20 protein-coding genes and 2 CRISPR repeat arrays are annotated in these 20,551 nt (G+C 56.8%); of the genes, 2 read left to right on the top strand and 18 right to left on the bottom strand.

Annotated features, from left to right (window positions below):
- Positions 1-260: 260 nt before the first annotated feature.
- The 3 genes from SM755_RS16755 to SM755_RS16745 all read right to left on the bottom strand — a co-directional run bounded on the left by SM755_RS16755 (position 261) and on the right by SM755_RS16745 (position 4,363).
- Positions 261-506: a hypothetical protein gene (locus SM755_RS16755; RefSeq protein WP_323173666.1), complete on the bottom strand. Its 246-nt coding sequence runs from the start codon at positions 504-506 to the stop codon at positions 261-263.
- 1,009 nt (positions 507-1,515) lie between these two features.
- Entirely contained in the window at positions 1,516-2,181 is a 666-nt protein-coding gene (locus SM755_RS16750; protein ID WP_323173665.1) for a hypothetical protein, read from the bottom strand.
- A 337-nt stretch (positions 2,182-2,518) separates the two neighbouring features.
- Positions 2,519-4,363, bottom strand: a complete 1,845-nt coding sequence (locus SM755_RS16745; RefSeq protein WP_323173664.1) for a hypothetical protein — start codon at positions 4,361-4,363, stop codon at positions 2,519-2,521.
- Between the two features lie 4 nt (positions 4,364-4,367).
- On the opposite strand from SM755_RS16745, the gene SM755_RS16740 reads away from it, so the two are divergent.
- Positions 4,368-4,565: a hypothetical protein gene (locus tag SM755_RS16740; RefSeq protein WP_323173663.1), complete on the top strand. Its 198-nt coding sequence runs from the start codon at positions 4,368-4,370 to the stop codon at positions 4,563-4,565.
- Between the two features lie 78 nt (positions 4,566-4,643).
- A CRISPR array of direct repeats spans positions 4,644-5,258; the repeat unit is 37 nt; unit sequence GTTTCAATCCCGTTCTGGGTTTCTACCGCACTGCGAC.
- A 116-nt stretch (positions 5,259-5,374) separates the two neighbouring features.
- Here SM755_RS16740 and cas2 read toward each other — a convergent pair.
- The 8 genes from cas2 to cas6 are packed head-to-tail and all read right to left on the bottom strand — an operon-like array spanning position 5,375 to position 14,069.
- The gene (gene cas2 / locus SM755_RS16735; RefSeq protein WP_006111338.1) at positions 5,375-5,647 is read right to left on the bottom strand and encodes a CRISPR-associated endonuclease Cas2; all 273 of its coding nucleotides are present in this window, start codon (positions 5,645-5,647) and stop codon (positions 5,375-5,377) included.
- A complete protein-coding gene (gene cas1 / locus SM755_RS16730; RefSeq protein WP_323173662.1) occupies positions 5,644-6,639 on the bottom strand; it encodes a CRISPR-associated endonuclease Cas1 in 996 nt (331 codons plus the stop codon). Before cas1 ends, cas2 begins: the two co-directional genes overlap by 4 nt.
- Complete coding sequence (gene cas4, locus SM755_RS16725) at positions 6,636-7,226, bottom strand: CRISPR-associated protein Cas4 (protein ID WP_323173661.1); 591 nt, start codon at positions 7,224-7,226, stop codon at positions 6,636-6,638. The genes cas1 and cas4 overlap by 4 nt, the downstream gene beginning before the upstream one ends.
- Positions 7,223-9,106: a type I-D CRISPR-associated helicase Cas3' gene (gene cas3, locus SM755_RS16720; RefSeq protein WP_323173660.1), complete on the bottom strand. Its 1,884-nt coding sequence runs from the start codon at positions 9,104-9,106 to the stop codon at positions 7,223-7,225. The genes cas4 and cas3 overlap by 4 nt, the downstream gene beginning before the upstream one ends.
- Positions 9,107-9,811, bottom strand: coding sequence for a hypothetical protein (locus SM755_RS16715; RefSeq protein WP_323173659.1), 705 nt, complete (start codon positions 9,809-9,811; stop codon positions 9,107-9,109).
- Positions 9,801-10,742, bottom strand: a complete 942-nt coding sequence (gene cas7d / locus SM755_RS16710; protein ID WP_323173658.1) for a type I-D CRISPR-associated protein Cas7/Csc2 — start codon at positions 10,740-10,742, stop codon at positions 9,801-9,803. Before cas7d ends, SM755_RS16715 begins: the two co-directional genes overlap by 11 nt.
- Positions 10,743-10,761: 19 nt before the next feature.
- Complete coding sequence (locus tag SM755_RS16705; RefSeq protein ID WP_323173657.1) at positions 10,762-13,224, bottom strand: hypothetical protein; 2,463 nt, start codon at positions 13,222-13,224, stop codon at positions 10,762-10,764.
- Positions 13,221-14,069: a CRISPR system precrRNA processing endoribonuclease RAMP protein Cas6 gene (cas6, locus tag SM755_RS16700; protein ID WP_323173656.1), complete on the bottom strand. Its 849-nt coding sequence runs from the start codon at positions 14,067-14,069 to the stop codon at positions 13,221-13,223. Before cas6 ends, SM755_RS16705 begins: the two co-directional genes overlap by 4 nt.
- 174 nt (positions 14,070-14,243) lie before the next feature.
- Here cas6 and csa3 point away from each other — a divergent pair, with 174 nt between their 5' ends.
- Positions 14,244-14,876, top strand: a complete 633-nt coding sequence (csa3, locus tag SM755_RS16695; protein WP_323173655.1) for a CRISPR-associated CARF protein Csa3 — start codon at positions 14,244-14,246, stop codon at positions 14,874-14,876.
- 117 nt (positions 14,877-14,993) lie between these two features.
- Positions 14,994-15,321: direct repeats of the CRISPR family, unit length 37 nt; unit sequence GTCGCGACGCGGTAGAAACCCACACCGGGATTGAAAC.
- A gap of 401 nt (positions 15,322-15,722) precedes the next feature.
- On the opposite strand, the gene SM755_RS16690 is transcribed toward csa3, so the two are convergent.
- The 7 genes from SM755_RS16690 to SM755_RS16660 form a co-directional block, all read right to left on the bottom strand.
- Complete coding sequence (locus SM755_RS16690) at positions 15,723-16,430, bottom strand: AAA family ATPase (protein ID WP_323173654.1); 708 nt, start codon at positions 16,428-16,430, stop codon at positions 15,723-15,725.
- Positions 16,431-16,915: 485 nt separating this feature from the next.
- A complete protein-coding gene (locus SM755_RS16685) occupies positions 16,916-17,296 on the bottom strand; it encodes a PIN domain-containing protein (RefSeq protein WP_323173653.1) in 381 nt (126 codons plus the stop codon).
- Positions 17,293-17,544: an antitoxin VapB family protein gene (locus tag SM755_RS16680; RefSeq protein ID WP_323173652.1), complete on the bottom strand. Its 252-nt coding sequence runs from the start codon at positions 17,542-17,544 to the stop codon at positions 17,293-17,295. Before SM755_RS16680 ends, SM755_RS16685 begins: the two co-directional genes overlap by 4 nt.
- A 551-nt stretch (positions 17,545-18,095) precedes the next feature.
- Complete coding sequence (locus SM755_RS16675; protein WP_323173651.1) at positions 18,096-18,614, bottom strand: hypothetical protein; 519 nt, start codon at positions 18,612-18,614, stop codon at positions 18,096-18,098.
- 109 nt (positions 18,615-18,723) lie between these two features.
- Complete coding sequence (locus SM755_RS16670) at positions 18,724-19,221, bottom strand: hypothetical protein (protein ID WP_323173650.1); 498 nt, start codon at positions 19,219-19,221, stop codon at positions 18,724-18,726.
- Positions 19,218-19,817: a hypothetical protein gene (locus tag SM755_RS16665; protein WP_323173649.1), complete on the bottom strand. Its 600-nt coding sequence runs from the start codon at positions 19,815-19,817 to the stop codon at positions 19,218-19,220. The genes SM755_RS16670 and SM755_RS16665 overlap by 4 nt, the downstream gene beginning before the upstream one ends.
- Before the next feature lie 168 nt (positions 19,818-19,985).
- Entirely contained in the window at positions 19,986-20,474 is a 489-nt protein-coding gene (locus SM755_RS16660) for an AAA family ATPase (RefSeq protein ID WP_323173699.1), read from the bottom strand.
- Positions 20,475-20,551 lie beyond the last annotated feature (77 nt).

Below are 20,551 nucleotides of genomic sequence, written 5' to 3'. Positions count from 1 at the left end.
CAGGTGAGATTACGTTGGGAACTACATACTGAGGAGTATAACCAACACATCGAAACAGTAGTCGTTCTTAAAGGAGACTACAATCCCAGACCGGTTAGCGTACTACTGGAATCAGCGACTGAAATTGAGTTAGAGGAGGTAACCAGATCCGCAATCAAAATCGTCCGTCACGGCCCACCTGATTCCGATTTTGTCTCTGCACCCTTCAACGAATGAAGCAGCACAACCAAAAGAGAAGTTGGAAGTTCTAATTTCGTTAGTTACTCGAGCTCAAGTCCCTCCCGCTTTTCGTCCATCTCCTTGTAGACCTCGTCAGCAATCCCAGGATCAGTGACAGGTGACACTTCGATGTTCTTCTTCGGGTCTGCGATAAAGACCTCTTCAGAAGCTGCGTCTTTGGTAGCCGGGGCTATTGCGGCTTCGCTTGTATCGACCTTCTTAATGCCGTATTCTTCTCGCTCTTGTGCGGTGAGTATCCAGATGCAGGGGAGCCGTGAAAGAGACATCAAACTCTGTGACCACCGGATATTCTGGGAATGCGATTCCCGTGTTTTTAACAGTGAACGACTCTGAGGCTTCGAGATTGAGCTCATCGCGAACGGGCAAGAAGGTCGAAGAGTCTGCCCATGCCGGTCCGTTCAGAGGAGTATAGACACTATCAACGAGAGTGGTAGACTTTGAGGTTGAGACGGAGATCATCGTCACTACTGATTAACAGCATTCCAGGGTGTCATAGAACAGTTCTCATATCCTCTCTCTCTTTCTCTCTCTCTGTGACTATCCGACAAACGGTAAGTACAGAAGAAGCACATATTATCATACCAGAATGACAAGGTGCGTACCAACAGATATATTATATTTTATAATAGTTGGTTGTTGTAATGGAGATCAAGCCTATGGAGATATTTTCTGAGCCAAGCGGGTGGGAACTGGCTCGAATACAGCTGGTTACCTCACTTGCTTTCTTCAGTATATATGCATATTTTGAACTCCTTCATTCTAGTGGGTTAACCGCTACGCTTGTCATAGGAATCGCTTCGGGCATATCTGGGGTCGCTGAAATGCTCCCAAAGGACCGACGATACTTAGCGAGCGTATTGCGAATCGTTGCGATAGGAATACTCGTAGCTCTGGTAGTACTATCTCTTCACAGACTGATCTCGTAATAGCAGAAAATGGGAGTCGTCAATAAGTAGAGGTACTTTGCAAATCCCACTCTTTGTTTCCCCTGATTCCTAACTGGACACGGCGGTCAGTAGAGGTGAGTCATCTAGCGTTTTGTCCGTGCTCTGTATGAGATGGTTCCAAGAATTCCTGAACGGAGAAGCAAGCATCCGGCAAAAAACATGCATGCAGTCCCACCTAATCCAGACAGTAACGTATTCTGGATGAAACTAGCGAATACGACTGTAATAAAATCGTTTCGACGCGAGACTAATTCTTCTCCTGCCCGCGCTACGGTCCCCTGTGGACCGTAAGGGCGACTCAATCACGGAATATGTCATTCTGACGTGCTCACAACCCGAATAATCGGAACGGTCGCAGTATCCGTTCAGGAAGGGTACTCACCCGGTTGGTAGCCCGTGAAGGGGCTTTTTTGAGTGCGTCACCGATGGATCGGTCTTCGAATTGTGCATAATACTGATCATTCCTCTTACTGACCGCATCTGTCTTTACAAGTATCTCAAGTGCTCCCTCAATCCGATGACGAGATAGATCAACAGTAGATATGAGTTCATCCGCAGACTGTGGTTCTCTTTCGATGGCGCGCCCGACGATCTGTGCATCTCCGAATCGTTCCATCGGGTTAGGTGAACCAGACACCGTTGCTCCGGCACCCGATTTCAGGTCGTAGAGACCATCGAGCACGAGCCATCCACCAACGAGTAGAAATCCGATTTTGATGACCACCATCCCTTCTGAGTAGGTGAGACTATATATTCCCAATCCGAACAGAGCGAGTCCAATAGGGATTTTGCCCCAACCGTTGTTGATACCGAATCGTCGTTTCACTGGCTGCCAGAGGCGTGCCCCAACGATCCCAATCGTTGCTCCGCCGATAGCACTTGTTGAAATGTCGGTGAAGTGCCAAACCATGGCTAGACCGACAACTGTCGCCCCAATCTCTACTGGGAATGAAAGTCGGTCGAACCAGCGGATGGCTTTTGGCCGTGATCCCATACTGGTGATTCTCAGGCGACAACTAAAGGTGTTGGTGGTCACTCGACATGGTTTCGGTGCAACCGCACGGGGTGGCGTCGCGGCGATCACGGCGAAGTACCTGTCAGCAGTCACCCCCTCGTTGCAAGATACGCAAGTGGAGTGAACGGATAGTTCGCTCCAGATTGGGTAAAAAGAACGCCATGCGGATCGTTCTATGACACCCTCCTTGTTTGCTGGCACAGTTTCCAATTCCAAGATAGAGTCGTTTAGGAAGTCGAAAAGTTACGAGATCAGGAGTTGTGTGTACGAGCAGACGGGTCAAACTGATGGCGACTATTTGAGCAGGTTCATCACGTTAGTCCGCTACAATACCGACCGTTGTTTCCGCAAGCGTTGCCTGGTCTGGCGTCTCGCCAACCGTTACGTCGTAGAAAGACTGCCCGACGTAGTCGGGGTTGGGTTTCAGTAACGATGTGAGGATATCGATCCAATCGTCGATCCATGGGCCAACCGCCGTGATGAGCTTGCCCTGATTCACCGGCTGTTCGAACGCCCCAATCAGCTCGGAGTTACCAAGGTTGTAACCGAGTTCATCGAGTGCATCGAACAGCACGCCATCGACGGTCGTGGTCCCGACCGTCACACGGCCAGCACTAGGTTTCGTCGCATCAGTCTCTGGAACGTACCAGGGTGTGACCGTCGCTGTCCACTTGCCGCCGTCGACCCGTGTGAGGATATCCAGCGCCTCAAGACGGTCAATGTGTTTCCGATAGGCCTCCCCCGAACAGCCGACACGCTCGAGAAGATCTGCTCGCCCGATCGGGCCGTCGGCCGTAAGCACGGCGTGCAAAATCTTGCCGGGCGTCGGGGCATACAGATCGGGGAACAGACGATCGGCCGGCAGCGTCGAGAGTGCGTATTCAATATCGGCGATTGTAACGTCACCCGGTTGCGTCGATCGAGTGAGCGCGGTCAGTGCGTCGACGACGTCGACCGGCGAGCCAGTGTAGGCTTCGAATAGTCGCGTGGTGCGGCGCATTGCATCGGATTCGTGAGCCGGACAGAGATTCTTTTTCGTGAGCACTGTTTCGACGGCATGACGCATGGCCGCGTAATCTGATGTATCGGTGACCGGTACGTTGAGTTTGACCGGGTCGTAGTCCGTGCGGTCGTCGAGGCGCTGCTCGTCGCGAGCGGCAATCGCCCCGCGAATCTGTTCGGCGTAGTCCGAGATTCCCGGGCCAGAGAGAATCCACGACGCACGAAGGTGGCCATTGGGATCTGACGGGTCCACATTGCGAGCCATCGCCGTGGTCCGTTTCTGGCTGTCCGGTTCCCAGAAGTTTCGATGCAGCGAATGCATTCCATATGAAGACTGCCGTGTCGTGACTTCGGAGACAAACCGACAGAAGTCTGCAGCAGGAAGGTTGTTCGGGTCGGGAATGCGGATTTCAATCGAGATATCGACGCCGATCGCGTCGTAGAGCGCTGTCGCCGACATGAGAAGGCCATGTGCTTTCTGAAGCGTCTCAACGCGTTCGTCTTCGTCCAGACTATCCGGCTCACCGAGTTTCCGTAACAAGGCAGACCGGACGCCTGCGTACCAGTTCTTGAGCAGGTCGTAAGCCCGTTCATCCTCGGAGAGCCACCCAACTTGCGCCGCCCGGACAAGATGGTCATAGACATCGCGACTGTTGGTGATGGTGTCGCCGAAACAGTGCTCAAGTTCGTCGCCGAGTGCCGACGGCGTGAGAACGGTGCTCCACAACTTATCGTCAAGTAACGCCGTTGCAAGCCGCACCAGTGTGGGTAGTGTTCCGCCGTACTGCGTACTCACGGCCAAGTGGTCCTCCATGCAACTCACATAGGTCACTCGGCCGTCGTCCCACCGTTCTACAGGGTAGTCGTTCAGGTTCACGCCATCGCGTACGTCAGCGGCCGTAATACGGGCATGTAGCGGCCAACTGCTGTCGCCCAGCTTTGGTAACCACTGCATATAGCCGGCCGTCTCAGCATCGCCCATATCGGCCAGCATACCTTCCGCCGAACGGCCGTCCTCACCAGCGCCCATCCCGTCGGCCGACCCATACACTGTACTTGCTGACTGACTTGGGGTCTCAGTAACGCTGCCAGAATTGGGATTTGAATCTGGATGGCTGGTCGAACGCGGCAAAAACCATCTCTTGAGCTGGGTGAACAACCCGATGATCGTCTGTGATGAGGCCGGCAGCAGCAGCTTTCCCACGCTCGGACAGGGACATCGTGTTCTCGGTACCGCGTCGATCGACGTCGACGTAGCCGTGGTCAGATTCGAGGGTGTCGGTGACGGGTCTGATCTGTTCGATGCGCTCACTCATCGCCAGCAGCCTGATCGCCATACCAACGGACTTGAAGACGACTGATCTCTATCCGAAGTAACTTTTCCGACTCTACTCGCTCACGACCGATGCCTACCCCGAGCCCCTGACGAACCAGGAGGTGTTTCAATCCCGTTCTGGGTTTCTACCGCACTGCGACGCCAACGCCACTTGGAATCAATCGGCACATCAACAGAGTTTCAATCCCGTTCTGGGTTTCTACCGCACTGCGACCGTGTTGGACCTCCGCGAGTACAGTGTCGACGCTCAGTTTCAATCCCGTTCTGGGTTTCTACCGCACTGCGACTATCCGAACACTATCCGAATCACGTCATCTTCGAGTTTCAATCCCGTTCTGGGTTTCTACCGCACTGCGACGCCCTAACTGTGACGGTGGTCGATGATGCACGAGGTTTCAATCCCGTTCTGGGTTTCTACCGCACTGCGACCGGAATTGTACTGCAACCACGTTCCACCTGAAACAGTTTCAATCCCGTTCTGGGTTTCTACCGCACTGCGACCCACACGCTGTGGTACGTCAAGTTCCAGATCCGCATGTTTCAATCCCGTTCTGGGTTTCTACCGCACTGCGACAGCATTGACTGTGTCAGCAGTGACTACGATGTCCTGTTTCAATCCCGTTCTGGGTTTCTACCGCACTGCGACCAGTCCGCAGTGGAGACGAATCAGGCACGATCGATGTTTCAATCCCGTTCTGGGTTTCTACCGCACTGCGACAGGGGGTGTATTTTGCTTGAGCAGGTCTATAAACCTTGCTCTACCCACGAGGGCGCCGCCCGCTCTCGTGGACCCCTGCTGTACACGGCTTTGAAAAAGGTCGACGAAGACCGACGTCAGATAACGTTCGATTGCTCGTCTGGTGGTTCGGTTCCGAGATCTGTCGTCGCCTCTTGGCAAGCTTCGCAGAGCCGATACAGTCGGATTCGATCTCCGTCCGCCGGCTCGATGTGTCCTTCGAGTTCGTCTTCGAGTTCGACCCGTTCGCTCTTCGACACGTCGAGTTCGAAGACGCTGTACTGGCGCCACGCCCCGTATCGTTCCAGCGTCCGGTAGACACGCCGACGGTTCGTGTCGTCGCTGACATCGTACGTTACTGCGAGTCTCATCGCGACACCTCCAGTGCGTGGTAGTCGTCGAGCTCACCCGTGATCGCTTTCCGCAGGAGGATCACTTGCTGTCGTATCGCTTTTCGACGGCTCACGCGGTACTCGAAGTGCGGGTGTGTCAACTCTTCGTCCATGTAGCCATCAAACTTGTCCAAGTACGCTTGGAAGCCGTCGTCGGTGAGTCGGTTGTCGTTTCCGAACTGATCGTGCGTGATCGTCCCGCGGTTGATCAGGCGCGTGACGAACGCGTCACAGAACAGCGGTCGGAACTCCTCTTGGAGGTCGAGCGCGAGCGACGGTCGTCCGTGCCGATCGGCGTGGAGCACGCCTAGGAAGGGGTCGAGGTTGTAGCAGCGTAGCGCGCTCAATACCTCATTCTTCATCATCACGTAGGTCAGCGACAGCAGCGAGTTGATGTGGTCTTCAGGCGGTCGTTTGCTGCGCGTTTCGAACGTCCAGTCGTCGACGAGCGTTTCGTCGAGTCGGCCGAAGTAGCGTTCTGCGGCCTCGCCCTCTATCCCGCGAAGGTCGTCCTTGTTCGACGCAGTCGAAATGCGTTCGCCGAGGTCCTTGAGGATGGTCGTCCCTCGGACGCCCTTTCGCGAGAGGAGCGTCCGCGCGTTCCGGACCTTCGCCGCGATCATCGCCTTCGCGATTGCCAGCTCGTCGCGGTCGTCAAGCGCATACTGCGCGCGGCGGACTTCGGCGATTGTGTTGCGCTCCGGGACGAAGCTTCCCCGATACTTCCCGTTCTGGGTGAAGTAGTTGAGCACAATCCCGTGCTCGTTCGCCGTCGCGACGAATGGCGTCGAGAAGTTGACGCCACCGAAGACGTTGATCGTGTCGAGTTTCTCGACGGGGAACGATCCGAGTTCGCCGTCATCGCCATCCACATCGTAGATGACGACTTGGCCGCCGTCGATACGCACCTGCGAGCCCTGCGTCGTGACGTAGACGACCGAGTCCTCGAACATTCCTTGGCTCGCCTTCATACGTACTCCTCCCATTCTTGGCTCGGCATTCGACTGGGTTCGAGTTTCAGCGTCTCTTCGGGAAGGCAGTACGACCGGACTGAACACGCGGTACACTTCTTCGGGTTGTCCGTTATCGGCGGAACATCGCCTGCAGACATCGAACGCATCGTCTCAATCTGCTCACGAACTGCGTCCCGATGATCGTCGGTGATCCGGACGTGCATGCGCTGGTCAGTCTCGTAGAGGTAGATCGCTCCCTCCCGTACTGATTCATCCAGGTACGACTCTAGCAGGAGACAGTAGCCGGCGAGCTGGAGTTCGTCACTCCAGTAGTAGTCACCGCCTTCCGCACGTTTCCGCTCGATCGGTATCAGGTCGTCGTGGAGTTCGAGGACATCGATCTTCCCCTTGAGGCCGAGATCTTCGTCTTCGAGGTAGAGCTCGTCGACCCATCCTCCGCGATCTGCCTTCGAGTCGTGGAGCGATGTCCCCTCGACGCGCTCGTAATTGGTCCCTTGTGTGTCGAAGAAATGGAGGTACCAGTAGCGGCGAGGACAGTAGCCGTACTGATTCAAATCGGAGACGTTGATCAGCTCCTCGTTCATACTTGGCGGCGCTCGATATTGACGGAAGCGATCCTATCTTGGTCGACGTACGCAACGTACTGGCCGTACCGGATTTCGATCGGCATCACTGTCCTTGGGAGCGAGAGGTCGGCGAAGAACTGTCGAAGTACGCCTTTGTCGACCCCCGTTTCAGTGAGGTCCGCTTCTTCGATCTCCGGATAGATCCACCGGGAGAACATCTGCTCGATTTCGTTGATGGAACCGCTGTAGTCACGCGGTCGGTTCTCATAGCCAGGGAATCGAGCAGTTATCGCGACCGGTTGTGCCGAGTCTCGCCGCTCGGCGACGAGTGTTCCGTTGGACTCGATGTCCTCGATATCGTAGTACCGAAGCGTCGTAAGGAGGTCGTACGACGTGAGCGCATGCCGATCGCCTCGGGGATACCTGATGTCGATCGGTAGCGAACGGCCACGGAGACTTTCGAGGGCACCGAAACAGTGTCGTGCGAAGTCGAGGATCTTCCGAGTCGTACTATTCTGCATGACCGGAGATCCGAACTCGCCGGCATTCTCCAGTGTGGATTCAACATTGCGGAAGAACACACGCCACTTTTCGTACTCGGAGACCGACTCGAAGTCCGCAAACAGTTCCGGTCCAAACCATTCGTTGTCGTCCATTCGCGAGTGGATTGCGTACGCCGCACGCATCCCGACGAGACTCCGGAGCGCCGCAATCTCCTCGTCGAGGCTCCGATGCACTCCGAGTGCGTCGTAGACCGACTCGACGAACTCCGGATACGACAGAACGTCAGGCCACGCCATGTCATCGAGACCGAACAGGTGAACGACCGCCTCGTGCTCTCGACCGGCGCGTCCGAACCGCTGGAGGAACGCACTCGGCGTTGCCGGCGTCTCCATGAACAGTGTCTGGATATCGTAGTCCAATCCGACCTCACCCTTGCTCGTGGTGTTGAGAACGAAGAAATTCCCGGACTCGAGATCCGCGTTCGGATCGTTCGTGTCGAACCCGTTGTCCTTCACGGTGTGTTTGAACACCTCGGGAAACTCCTTGGCCAGGTCCTCGTGGAAGTCGTTGCTCGCGGCGACGCTGTTGAATACGAGTGCAACCTGCGGTTCGTTGAGGTCGTTGGCGTCGTTGACGAGTTCTTGGAGACGCTCCCCGACGGCCTCCCGCTCCTCGTTGATCGTACGGGCCTCATGTCTGTCCACGGTCACCGGCTGGCGAAACTGATCGCCGTCAGAGACGTACTCGGCGGTGATGTCTCGGACTGGGAGCGAAAGTTCGTCCTTGACGAATTCGACGAACGACTCGTTCGGCGTTGCGGACGCGAGGAGGACCTCCGTTCCGCGCCGGTCGTGCATGACGTGCATCTGCAGGAGGAGCCCGCTCGCAGCGAGATCGTCGTAGAAGTGAAACTCGTCGTAGATGACTGCGTCGAAACGGTTGAAGAACTGCATCGGTTTCGTCGATCCCCAATACAGGTCTTGAATGATCGCCTGTAAGATGTCGGGGTTCGTGACGACAACATCGTGTCCCTCGTAGAAGTCGGTCAGCTGCAGGAGGTTCTCGACGCGCTCGTCTCCATGACCGTCGAGTGTGTCGCTGTTGAGTGGCTCGGCGCTGACGCCCTCCCACTCACGGAACCGATCGAGCTGTTGCTTGAGGAGTGCGTTCGTCGGATAGACAACGAGAGTCAGGTCGTTCTCGTCGATCACCTCGTAGAACGTCGCGGTCTTCCCCGCTCCCGTCGGTGCGCGGAGGACGGCGACCGGTTCTGCGGTATCGTCGTGTGCCCACTCGGCAACGCGGTTCTGAAACGCGCGGGCATGTTCGAATCCGCGCTGCTCAAACCCTTTTCCGGGTGGTTCTATCGCGAGTTCCGCACTTTGAACACGCATTTAGCCCACCTCCGGGACGATGACGTCGCGCGCGTACGCCGGATCGACGCCGACGAAGTGCTGGAGTCGTGGATCGTTGCCGCGCTCGAACTTATCGCTCCGCTCCAGGAGTTCGCTTAGTGTCTCCGTCGAGAGGTCGTATACTTCCTCAAGGAGGAACTTGTTCAACACGAGCTGGTCGAGGTCTGACTCGGTCGCTCGGAACTCTCCAGTCTGTCCGATCCCCATCCGAAACGACGGTCGGTCGGGGAGCAACTCCTCGCTCCAGACGGTGAACTCAAAGGTCGATCCGGGCGAAAGACCCTGGTACCGACGGATGGTCTGCCAGCCGGCACCGGATCGTTCGAGGACCTCCGGAACAGACTTCCCGCCAGTCACCTGGTTTGCGACGTCCGGGTCCGCCGTCGTGAAATGCCGCTCGGATCGATAGTCGGTGCTCCGGAATGTCCGTTCGTTGGCTTTGACGGAGACCGGTCGCATGTCGCTCACGAACAGCGGCAGATCACGGAGGTGGTCGTACGACGCGCTCGTCGCGTCCTGCCCGACGAGCGCGTACCGCTTTTCGAGTCCGCAGTAACGGTAGCCGATAGCGTGCATGAGCGCGGTCGCGGATAGCGTCGGCTGCGTCCGGACGGAGCGCCCCTCTGCGCTCGAGTAGAACAGCGGAGCGTACAACCGCGCCTTGTACGTCCGCTCAATCATCATCGGTGAACACGTCCGCTGCCGCCTCGGTGAGGCGGTCGAACTCTTCCCGGAGGGTCTCGTCGGCGTCGTCGGCCTCTCGCGATGCGACGGCCTCCAATTCCTCGTACCATTCGGGGAAGTCGTCGGCACCGTCGAAGTCGCCGTAGACCTCCCAGTCGGCCCGGCGGACATCCTGCACGTAATCGGCGATACTGTCCTCGATCACGTCGTCTTCCTCGTGGTACTCCATCAGGAGTTCGCCCGTCGAGAGCGACGTGTCGTGGTCGCCGAGGATCACGCCGCGGATCGAGTTCCGGACGTTGCGCCCCGTCCGCGTCTCACGAGCCCCGTATCGCCCGGTGTTGAGGACGTTGTGGAGCGCGTAGAGGAGCATCGGACCCGTTGCGGCTTCGAGTGTGACGAAGTGGACGAGGGAGTTGCCCGGCTGGACTTTAACGTAGTCGAACAACGCCTCGGACTGTTCGTTCTCGTCGGTCCGCATCGTCCCGGACTCGTACACCGCGTTTCGAGTCTCCTTGTTCATCAGGTCGTACTCGTCGGTCGTGTACGTGTAGCCCTCGATGACGCGGGACTTAATCGCGAAGTCCTGATCGCCGGTGCCGGCGAGGCCGTACGTGAGTGTCCCGACATTGATCGACTCTTCGAGCGTTGCCGGCTCGTTGTACGTGTACTCGTCGTCAACGAACTCATCGCCGAGCGACCGGAGCAAGTCGAGACCGCTGAGCCGCTCCTTGCTCGTGAACTTCTCGCCGTTCACCTGTGCGTGCAACTGGTCACCGAACTGCTGGGTCTCCGCACGGTCGTTGTTGGAGTTGCGGAACAGCGTCGGTTCGGTGATCTCGCGTTCGACAACGAGCGTGACGCTCGGCTTCTGCGTGCGGTAGATTTCGAACGAGTCGACAAGGCCAGTTTCGGGGTACGTGAGAGTCATTGTGGATCAGTGAATGGGATTAGTTATCGGACGATTCAGTGTCGTCATCCTCGTACAGAACCTGTTCGTAGGCATATAGGTACGAGTTGACGAGCGCGTTCTCCCAGTCGGAGAGTTTCTTGAGGGAAGCGAGGTCGTTATCGACGAGATACGCCTGTAGGGCGTCTACGAACGCCTCCGCCTCTTCTACGGTAACGTAGCCAGCGTAGTCTTCGCGGTCCGCCGCGTCGTACACTTGTGCCGCGACGTGTTCGCGGAGGTCGTCATCGGACATCCGCTGGTTCTTCCCGCTGAGGAACGCGTCGATCGCCTCGCGGAAGATCTTCGTCTTCTTGTACTTGCTGTCGTACTGTTCGCCGAAGAGGTCGACTCCTCGTTCGGCGACGGTTTTCATGTCCATGAGTTGGTCCGTATGATACGTTTCGAGGTACGACTCAAGGTCGGAGAGACGAGTCGCGTTCTCGTGGTTCTGTACGGCGAAGTCCGTGAGATGGTGAAACGTGTCTCGGTCGAGTTGGAGATAGGAATTCCGCATCCCCGCCTCCTGTCCGATGGTAGCGATGATCTTGCAGAGCGCGAGCGCACGTCGGAGGTGCGACTGCTCGTGTCCCTCCTCACGGTCAGCGAACGAGGGGAGCGGCCCGAACCGATCGACTTCGTCCAGACCGAGCAGTTCCTGCTGGCGGATCGCGTCCTCGTCGACGAACGCTGCATCAGCGCTCTCGAAGCGCGTGAACGGCCGACCGAGGTCGACCTTCATACCGGCGTTCTGTGCCGCCTGCATCAGCTGTCGGACGATCACCATCCGGTGATTTTTTTCACCCATTGCGGGATGTCCACCGAAATTGAACGGTTGGACGTAGTACTGGGGTCGGAGAAGACTCGTTTCTACCTCCGTGTCGCTGAGGTCGATCGTCTCGCCCTGCTGGAGGCCGACGCGTTCACCACGGAGGCGGATGTCTCCAAGAAATTCGTCGAAGTAGTAGTACGCGACGCCGACGTTCGAGTTCAGGTTAACGTCGGCGCGTTCGCACGTGTCAGCGAGGAGCGCGTACTCGAGGTTACATACCTCGCAGATCTTCTTGTACTTCGCGTGTGGGCGGACACGCCGCGAGAACTCCTGTGTTCGGTAGACCGCTGAGAGCCCCTTCTGGTAGTCGGTCTCCGCCTCGGCTCCGCAGAGGAAGCACATTTCCTCCTTCGAGCCGAGACTCGGGGACATCGTCGCGTCGAAGAACCGGTCCACGACAGAAGTGATCGCGTCCGATTCCGCTTCGAGGTCGTCGTGCAAACGGGGGCGAACGTCCTCTCGAAACTTCTCAAGGAACTCACGGTGTTCCTCGAAGTTCCGGAGGAGGTACGCGACGAAGTGGATCTTGACCTTCTGCGGGCCTTGTTCCTCGTATATCTCGTCGTACGCGGCCTGCACGTCTTCGTCGTCGAACTCCGATTGGCCGTCGATATAGACCGCCTTCGCAAGGACCGGGAAGTACGGATCGAAGTCATCCCGGATGTGTTCAAACCCTTCGACGCCGGCGGTCCCGTTGGCGAGGAGGTTTCGGAACGTTGTCGCGATAATCTTCTCTTTCTTTTCCGGGTCGAGTGCAAACTCGGAGAGGATGTCGTAGTCGAACGAGTTCCAGTTCAGTTTACACGAGAACGAATACCGCTCGGTCTCGACGAGTTGCTGACTCAGGTGGCTCCCGACGCGTTCTCGAAGCACGTCATGGTCGACCTCGTCACCGAGATACAGCACGCGATCGGGCGTGCTCCCAACGACGACGCCGTACTCCTCGCCACCATCCTTACCAGACATGACTTGCTTCGTCGCGGCGAGGAGTTCGTCGTTGAGGATTGGCTGTTCAATCTGTGTCAATTCGAGGAGGTGGACTTCGCCGTCATCGAGTTTCTTGCGGAGTTTGGTGAACCCACCCCTGATACCGTCTCGGAGGACGACTGACGCGACTTGATCGCCGATCCGGCAGTACCGTTCGAGGCCGGCGAACTCTGTCTCCGTTCCGCGAGTCTCACGGCTGTCCTCCCTCACCTCTGTTCGTTGGACGAGGTAGTGGAGGTCCTCCCGGTAGCCCCCACCGAGGAATTCCTCGACGCCGAAGTCGTCGCCGTTCTCGAAGTAGGTGTCGAAGGCCTCGCCCGTATTCCCGTCTGTCTCGACACCGTACGCCTCGCGGACGTACTTGTTCGTGTCATGGAGCGCGAGCGCCGCCGCGAGCACCGAGAGTTCCTCTTCGAGTTCCATGATGTCGCGGCCGCCGTCGACGGCGTTGTACACGAAGGTGTTCACGCCGATCGTCATCGCGTTGATGACGTGGGCCGCCAGCGATGTCGTCTCCTCCGGGTCCGTCTTGGCGTCATACTCGCCGGCGTGCTCAAGGATGTTCCCGACGAGCGGCGTATCCACGATGTACCGGTGTGCGTACCGGGCTGCGGAAGCGGGTGTGTCGTAGGTTTCGGTACTCACGCTGCCACCTCCACAGAGACCGTCCCACACCCTCTGGAGACGAACGCACCGACGCCGGCGTACTCGCTGAAGAGCGCGAGCGCCGTCACTGCGGTCCGGATGGCTTCGCTTGCGCCCTTGAACTTGTACGTGCAGTCAGCGGTGAACCCCTGGCGGAGAATCGGGCCGCCATCTTCGCCGCGGTTGACGAGGACGGTGTGCGTCTCGTAGGTGTCTGCGTCGGGTTTTTCGATGAGGTTTGTCCCGAAGTCCTCGCGGGTCATCGCGATTTTGAACTCGTCTGCCCGCTCATCTGGGATCGTCGTGTTCCACTTGCGTAATGTCGAGGCGAATACGTGTTGCCTCGCGGGAAACATGTTGGTTATGTTGCTACTCTCCTTGATGCACGTCGGCGTCTCGAAGCAGACCTTGATCTCGAAGGTATTGTGCTTCCGGGCAGCGATCTCTGAGGCTTTGGTAAGGAGGTCTTCGTGGGTTGTGTTCGTGCTCGCGAAGTCCCGCACGCGGAAGTTGCCATCCGCGAGTTCGAGCGTGTCGTCGCTGAAGACGAACGCGTCGGCAAGTGCTTGGAAGACCTCTTGGTCGCGGGGATCGGCGACGCCCAGCTTGAGAGTGTACGTCTCGTCGCGGATCACGCGTTTATGGTGGTCGCGATGGCTCCCGTCAAACGTCCCGAGGAGGCCGCTGTTTGTCAGACTCCCGATCGAGGAATCATGGACGCGCGTGCTCACATCCTCGTCGACGCCGTTGAGTGCCGAGAGGATCGCGCCGTAGATCTGGTAACCGTTCGCGGTCGGCACCGGGAACGAGCCCTCTGGCTCAACCGTTAACTCGATTCGACGCATAACACCTCACGACAGTAGACAATCGTGTGTCGATACATGATCACATCTGGATCCGTCACCACCTTGAATCTTTTTGCGATTCCGAAAACGTATTCAGTCATTCGGGATCGTAACCGGACGATTACGCAATTTCGAAGCCAAACCGTTTAATCGAACATGACTGCAATTGGATGTATGCGTACGTACGTCTCCACGATCGGGCACTACAGCCCGCGGGTGATGCGCCCGATACTCGATAACGGCCTCGATGCCGACGACGTTATCGTTCTCCTTCGACCGCGCGGCGACACGAGCGATAGGGCGAAGAGCGCGATCCAGGATGTTAACCAGACCGTCAACGAACTCGGTCCCGGAGCTGATATTGTTGTCGAGGAGGTGAGCTACGAGGCGTTCGAAGCCGCTGTGTTAGAATGCGTCGACGTCCTTGAAGCCGCCGAGGGGACGGTAGTACTCAACTTCGACGGGGGTCCGCGGGAGATCTTTCTCCCGTTGACCGTCGCCGCGATTGCCCGGCCGAACGTCGTCGACCTCGCACTCCAGTTCAGAGATGTCGACGAAAAGATCGAAGAGATCGGCCTGCCGAACCTGATGGGGCGCCCGTCCGACGCGACTCTCGACACGCTCCAATATCTCGTCTCCATCGACGAAAGTACGACCCTTCCTAGAATCTCCGAAGAGACCGGGAAATCGAGAAGTACTGTCGGTCGGCACCTCGACTCGCTCGAATCTGATGGCGCCGTCGAGACGTGGATGGAGGGCAAAACCCGTCACGTCGCACCGACACTTGCCGGCCGACTCCACACGTGAGTTCCAATCTTCGTCGACCTTTTTCAAAGCCGTGTACAGCTGGGGTCCACGAACGACTCCCCCCTTCTCGCAACTTCAGAGAAAACTATAGGTGCTATCCCCGAGAAAACACCCCCTGTCGCGACGCGGTAGAAACCCACACCGGGATTGAAACCTATTAATTCCCGTAATGTTTAGTCTTTACCTTGTCGCGACGCGGTAGAAACCCACACCGGGATTGAAACTCTTCCATGACCCAGATATTTTCGGGATTCTGTGGTCTGTCGCGACGCGGTAGAAACCCACACCGGGATTGAAACTGGAACATGTCGGCGGTGTCGAGGCCACGACAACAAGTCGCGACGCGGTAGAAACCCACACCGGGATTGAAACATCTGCCCTCGATTACGTCCGGCCCATAGTCTCTGCGTCGCGACGCGGTAGAAACCCACTCCGGGATTGAAATTCTCCCTACGCTCTTGTGAAGGAGATTGTTGGTGACCGCGATTAGAACAGCAAATCCCGTATCTGCTGAACTCGAGTTCACCGACTAGGGCTCGATATCTCCATCCAATACCTGCTGGACAATTTCGCGGAGCTCGTAGGCCGGCCCGTTTTGTACGTCATGTTCGCAGATGAGATCCCGCGTTTTGAAGTCACTCAACCAGTCTCGAATCGCCCGTTGACTACGTTCTTCGTCAATCCGCATATCTGAACAGTACCTATCCGTAATTGGACCGCTGGTTTCCGGGCCAATCTTCCCGATCACTTCTAGACAAATGCGTTGTGAGCGCGAGATTGCCGAAAGATGCGATCGGATCACGTCAGACTGAGACATCGGGGAGCCTTTATCGAGTAGATCGGTTGTCACCTCGCCGGCCCTTTCTGATCGAGCATGGAGAACTGTGTTTTTGAGAATCGAAATCGCGCGCCTTGGTCGTTTCTCGAGCGCTCGGCGATAATCTGCAAGTGTTCGCGTTCGACGACACCATGTTCGAGGCCGACATTTGCGCGCGCCTGAAGGATTTTGACCAGCGTACTCTCGTCGTAGGAGCGGAACGGAATCGGTGTGAGTGCGGTCAGCCGTGAGTCCAGACGATCCTCGGCGTCGGCGAACAGCTGATGGCTCTTGGTGACGATCGGGAGCAGGGCTACCCCCGTCATTTCATAGAGTTCTTTGAGCACATCCTTTTCGCCGATCTGGTCGGCCTCGTCAAGTACGACGATCAGGTGCCCGTCAATCGCGTCGAGTATCTGCCGGCGCAATTGGTCGGTCGCAGCGGAGGGTCGCGTCTGGGCTGGCCCCTCGCCGAGCGTCTCGAGTAGGTTCTGATAGACGTCGCGTCGGGACTTGCCATTGTAGCAATCGATGTATGCTGTTTCGATCGGCTCACCGCTAGTCCCGTTTTTAGTGACAGTAGTCGCTGGAATCTCATTGAGAAGCACGTTTGCGGCACAGGTCTTGCCTGAACCCGGCGGTCCATAGATGAACGCACCGCTGGTCTGGCGGCCGTTCGTCACGGATTCGAAAATACTCGACAGCGTGTTGATCTCGCTGTTTCGATGGACGATCAACTCCCGTGGTGGTTACTTTTTCGGCCCGAGAGCGTCCTGATCCACGATCATACCTATCTGAATGTACGACACTCATATAATCAGAGGAGTCTCTCAGCGCTTTCGTCCACCTCCTACATAACCTCTCCATTAAAACAACTGAAAATTGGTGGGGATAGTCTTCGCGCAGCGTCACGCTACTGCTATAGACGATGACGTTCTTGTGTGCGAGCACTGGCTTTTTGACCGTCCATTCTGCTCATAGTCGATGATATCCGCTTTGAACACGATATCGGGGTCGCGACTGACGACACCGACTCCCCGATCTTTGGACACGCCTTTCCGAAAAAATAGCATTCAAAACTCGAGTTCAGTGTTCATAGATTCGTCTGAGCTATGTTGAAACCCAACTCTTGATTTTGTATTCGTTGCGATCGTACAGTTTCGCGATTACTCACACCGGCAGACCTGTTCGAACCTATGCTGGGTTTCTGATTGTCGCGATATCAGTAGTCAATCGTCTCAAGGCCAGTGATAGTTCCGAAATCACCGTCTCGAGTGACCAGCGTCGCACCGTGACGGCGACAGATGCCTGCGATTAGGACATCGCCGATATTGATCGAGCGGCCGTTCTCCATTGCCTCGGCGTTCACGCGCGCTGCTTCTTTCGCGGCCTCATGATCGAACTCGAGCGGCTCGACCCAGTCCAGGCTTTCCTCGGCAGTCGCGATCGCGTCGCCGTCGTGCTGTGCCGCGCCCTGGTAGATCTCGAACATCGCGATAGCTGACGAGTAGTACACTGGCGCGTCCTGCTGGTCGAGAAAGGCCGCTGTGGCATCGACACCGTTGAGATAGTCGATCAGGAACGTCGCATCAAGGGCGATCATTCGTCGCGCCCTCGGCGCTGCTGGAGCCGTTCCTGCCGTTCTCGCATATCAGCGTCGAACTGGTCGTGCACGTCCTCGACGGACTCGCGGAAGCCGTCGACGTCCTCGAACGCACCGAACCCCTTCATAACGTCCCGGTCGGCTTCCGTCAGTCGGATAATCGTGTCTGTGAAGCTTTCTTCCTCGCGTTTGTGTGCTTTTAGCGTCTCATAGGCTTCTTCGGTGATCGTCAGTGTCTTTGTGGCCATGTATACACGTAAACGTATGTTGCAATTCTGTATAAGTGTTGTTCCCTTCTCTTCTCTCTCTTAGTGAGCCGACTTCTGGCGTATACTCACAGGGAAGCAAATTAGTCTTGCAACGCGATTAATCAGGTATGAGTGAATCGGAGACCGAAAAGCGGCAACTGGCTGCAGTTGCAGAGGATGTGTTTATTGATGATGGCAGATCTGTGCGAAGATAGTCAAAAATTCGAAGGGCGGTATTCAGGGCTCCGGATAGTGCTTTCTGTGTTCTTTTCAGGCGTCTCTTAGTTGCTATTCCTGACTATAGGATCTAACGACCAATCGTCACTGAGGTCAGCGTAAGCGGACTCGTGGATGACGACGATGAGTAACGACCCCGACGCCCCGTCCCGACTCACCAACCTCACAAATGAGCTACGCGAAAATCCGAGTTCACAGGCGAGATTCGCGATCTCGAAGAGATGGAGCCGACGCCGATCGACAGCGGCGGTGTCGATGTGGGGTCTGGTCCGTTCGACAGCTTGAGGGAACTGTTAGTCGTATCATGATCGCCGCTACGTCCGATCTTCAGCCAGTTTGACCAGTTCTTCGAGAGAGTGTTCGTTCACGAACTCCAGCAGTGTATCCAAGTGATCGAAGAGCGTTTCAAGTTCGTCGAGACGCTTCTGAGCGTGTTCGGTTTGCTCAGTGTCGGCCGCACTATTGAGATGAGCGTTTGCTGACTCGATCCCGCCTTTCATGATTCGGAGTTCGCGTCGCCCCTCTCGGGTGCTTATCTCCTGCAGCACCGTCCAGAAGTCCGTTTCTGCTGTGAAATACGCGCGCTTTCCCTCGCCTGGAATCGAGTGTCTCGAAACGAGGTAATACCGTTCGAGAACGCTCATCGCGGTGCTAACGGTGGATTTCGCGTAGCCGCTTTCTTCGACTAGGTCGTCGAGCGAACGTGGCTCTGGCGCGAGGTACAGAAAGCCGTATAGCCGGCCGTAACTGCCGTTGATACCGTACACCTCGGCGGCCTGTGCCATCGCATCGACGAGTTCCAACTTCGCTCGCTCGAACTCGTCGTCTTTCATTGAACGACCACCTTCCAGTTTCGATCTGAGGTATCAGCCATAGTCTCTCGTTCGGTCATCACTACCGGTACGTTTTCCTGTTCCGGACGGAGAGAATGTATCGAATCGATCATCTGGTTACTGCCCCGTCGAGTTGACCCTCCGACGCTGATCCGAACGTGGCGTGGATCACCGCAAACTCGTTTACTCTCGCCTGTAGGGCGCTCTCATCGACTCTCTTCCCGCCCGGGACGAATTCGTCGAGCACTCGGAGCGGAGTCGAAATCCACTCGAGACTTTCGAGAACCGTTTTCTCGTCTGTTTTCACTTCACCGATGCCTGAAACCTCTCGTCCACGGTAGCGCATCGACAACGGGTGGCCACCGCGGAAGTTCTTCCACCAGTTAGTCTGTCGCTTGGGGGTCAAGAGAAAAACATTGGTGTTCCGCCTCCAGTAGAGGACTGGCGTCGAAAACTCCCGACCACTTCGGCGTCCCCTGTACGTGAGGACGAGTAACCATCGACTCAGGAGAAAGTGAACCGGCGAGCGTAAGATCCAAATGACCACGGGGTTGACGATGTTCTCTTCGAGATGGTGAACCACCGCGTACCGTCCGCGACTCGTCATCGTTCTCCCCCAACAAGGTGAGAGACGAGCAGCTTGAGGTAGAGGAGAGGCGTGAACCATTCGAGGCCGATAGGGAGGATCTGAATTGAGGACGTAACCAGTAACCAGAGTGCGAACAGCGCGAGGGAACTCGCACGCCTGACGGACACGTCTACCCGAAGGACCGTCGCGGCGGCGACGAGCAAGTACCCGTAGATTACCATTGCTTCCCCCCACGTGACGCCCGCGAATAGCGCCGCCAGAACGAATGGATGAACGTGTACGGCGACGAATAGGAGGTGGTCCCAATTGCTTTTCTCAGGGCGGTGCCACCAGCGGTAGCCGCTCGACGTTGCGTTCGCGGGGATCCCACCCGCGACATCGAGGGTAATCACCCCGACGACAGCGAATTGGAACCACGACCAACCGATGTCTGACGCGATAGCGTAGCCGCAAACGACGCCCGTAGCGAGCACGGCGAATGCGGCCGTGAGCGCTTGTTCCGTGGACGTCGCCGTCGGTCCGACAAGGCGGTCCCAGAATCCTCGAACACCTGTCCGTGGCGTCTCTGACGCGTCGCTCCGCCCCTCTCGTACTCTGTTTTCTATATTCGGCACATATCGAATATAGCGATATAGGGATATAGTGGTTCCGCCACAGCCGCGTTGACCGAACTGGTGTCCGGAGACCACTATCGAATAGGAGTACGCCTAGTCGAATCCGCTTGGACACGTCAGCATCGGTGGAAAACGACCGTCGACTTGTCCCACTGCAGAACTGGGCCGCTAACTGCCATGGAAGGGCAGATAACGAGATCCGCGGCCGCTATCGGTATAGGCTGAGAACGGAATTTCACCGAGTGAGCCGATGCGTGAATCCAGGCGGGGGTGTGATTCGACATCTCGCAGATCGAACTCCCGCCACGGCTCGTTCGAAATAAGCACGAGTGTCAGTTCTGGGATGCCATAGAGTTCGTGCACGACGCGCAACTCATCGAGCTGGTCGGCCTCGTCGAGCACCACGACCGTCGGTGTGTCGATCATCCGCCGAATCCGTGCCGACAGATCATCAGTTGAAACCGACCGCCGTCCAAGAGAGTTTCCCTCACCAAGCCCTTCGAGGACACGGTTCAGCACCGAGCGCCGCGCGTGTGATCCAAAACAGTCGATAAAAATCACGTTCTCAAGTTCGTCGCAGACACATCGTACTGCACAGGTTTTCCCCGCACCGGGCGGGCCGTAGACGAACGCACATCCAGTACAGGTGCGTCGCAGTGCACTCTAGTTCCACTCTCTGAAAGTAGGTATGAAAATACGCGTAATACCTATTAGGCATTACCTCTTAGTAAAGA

Source organism: Natrialba sp. PRR66 (assembly GCF_034808065.1).
In the GTDB taxonomy this organism is placed as follows: Archaea; Halobacteriota; Halobacteria; order Halobacteriales; family Natrialbaceae; genus Natrialba; species Natrialba aegyptia.
Note: the sequence above shows the minus strand (reverse complement) of the source record. Positions and strands in the feature narration are given on the sequence as shown.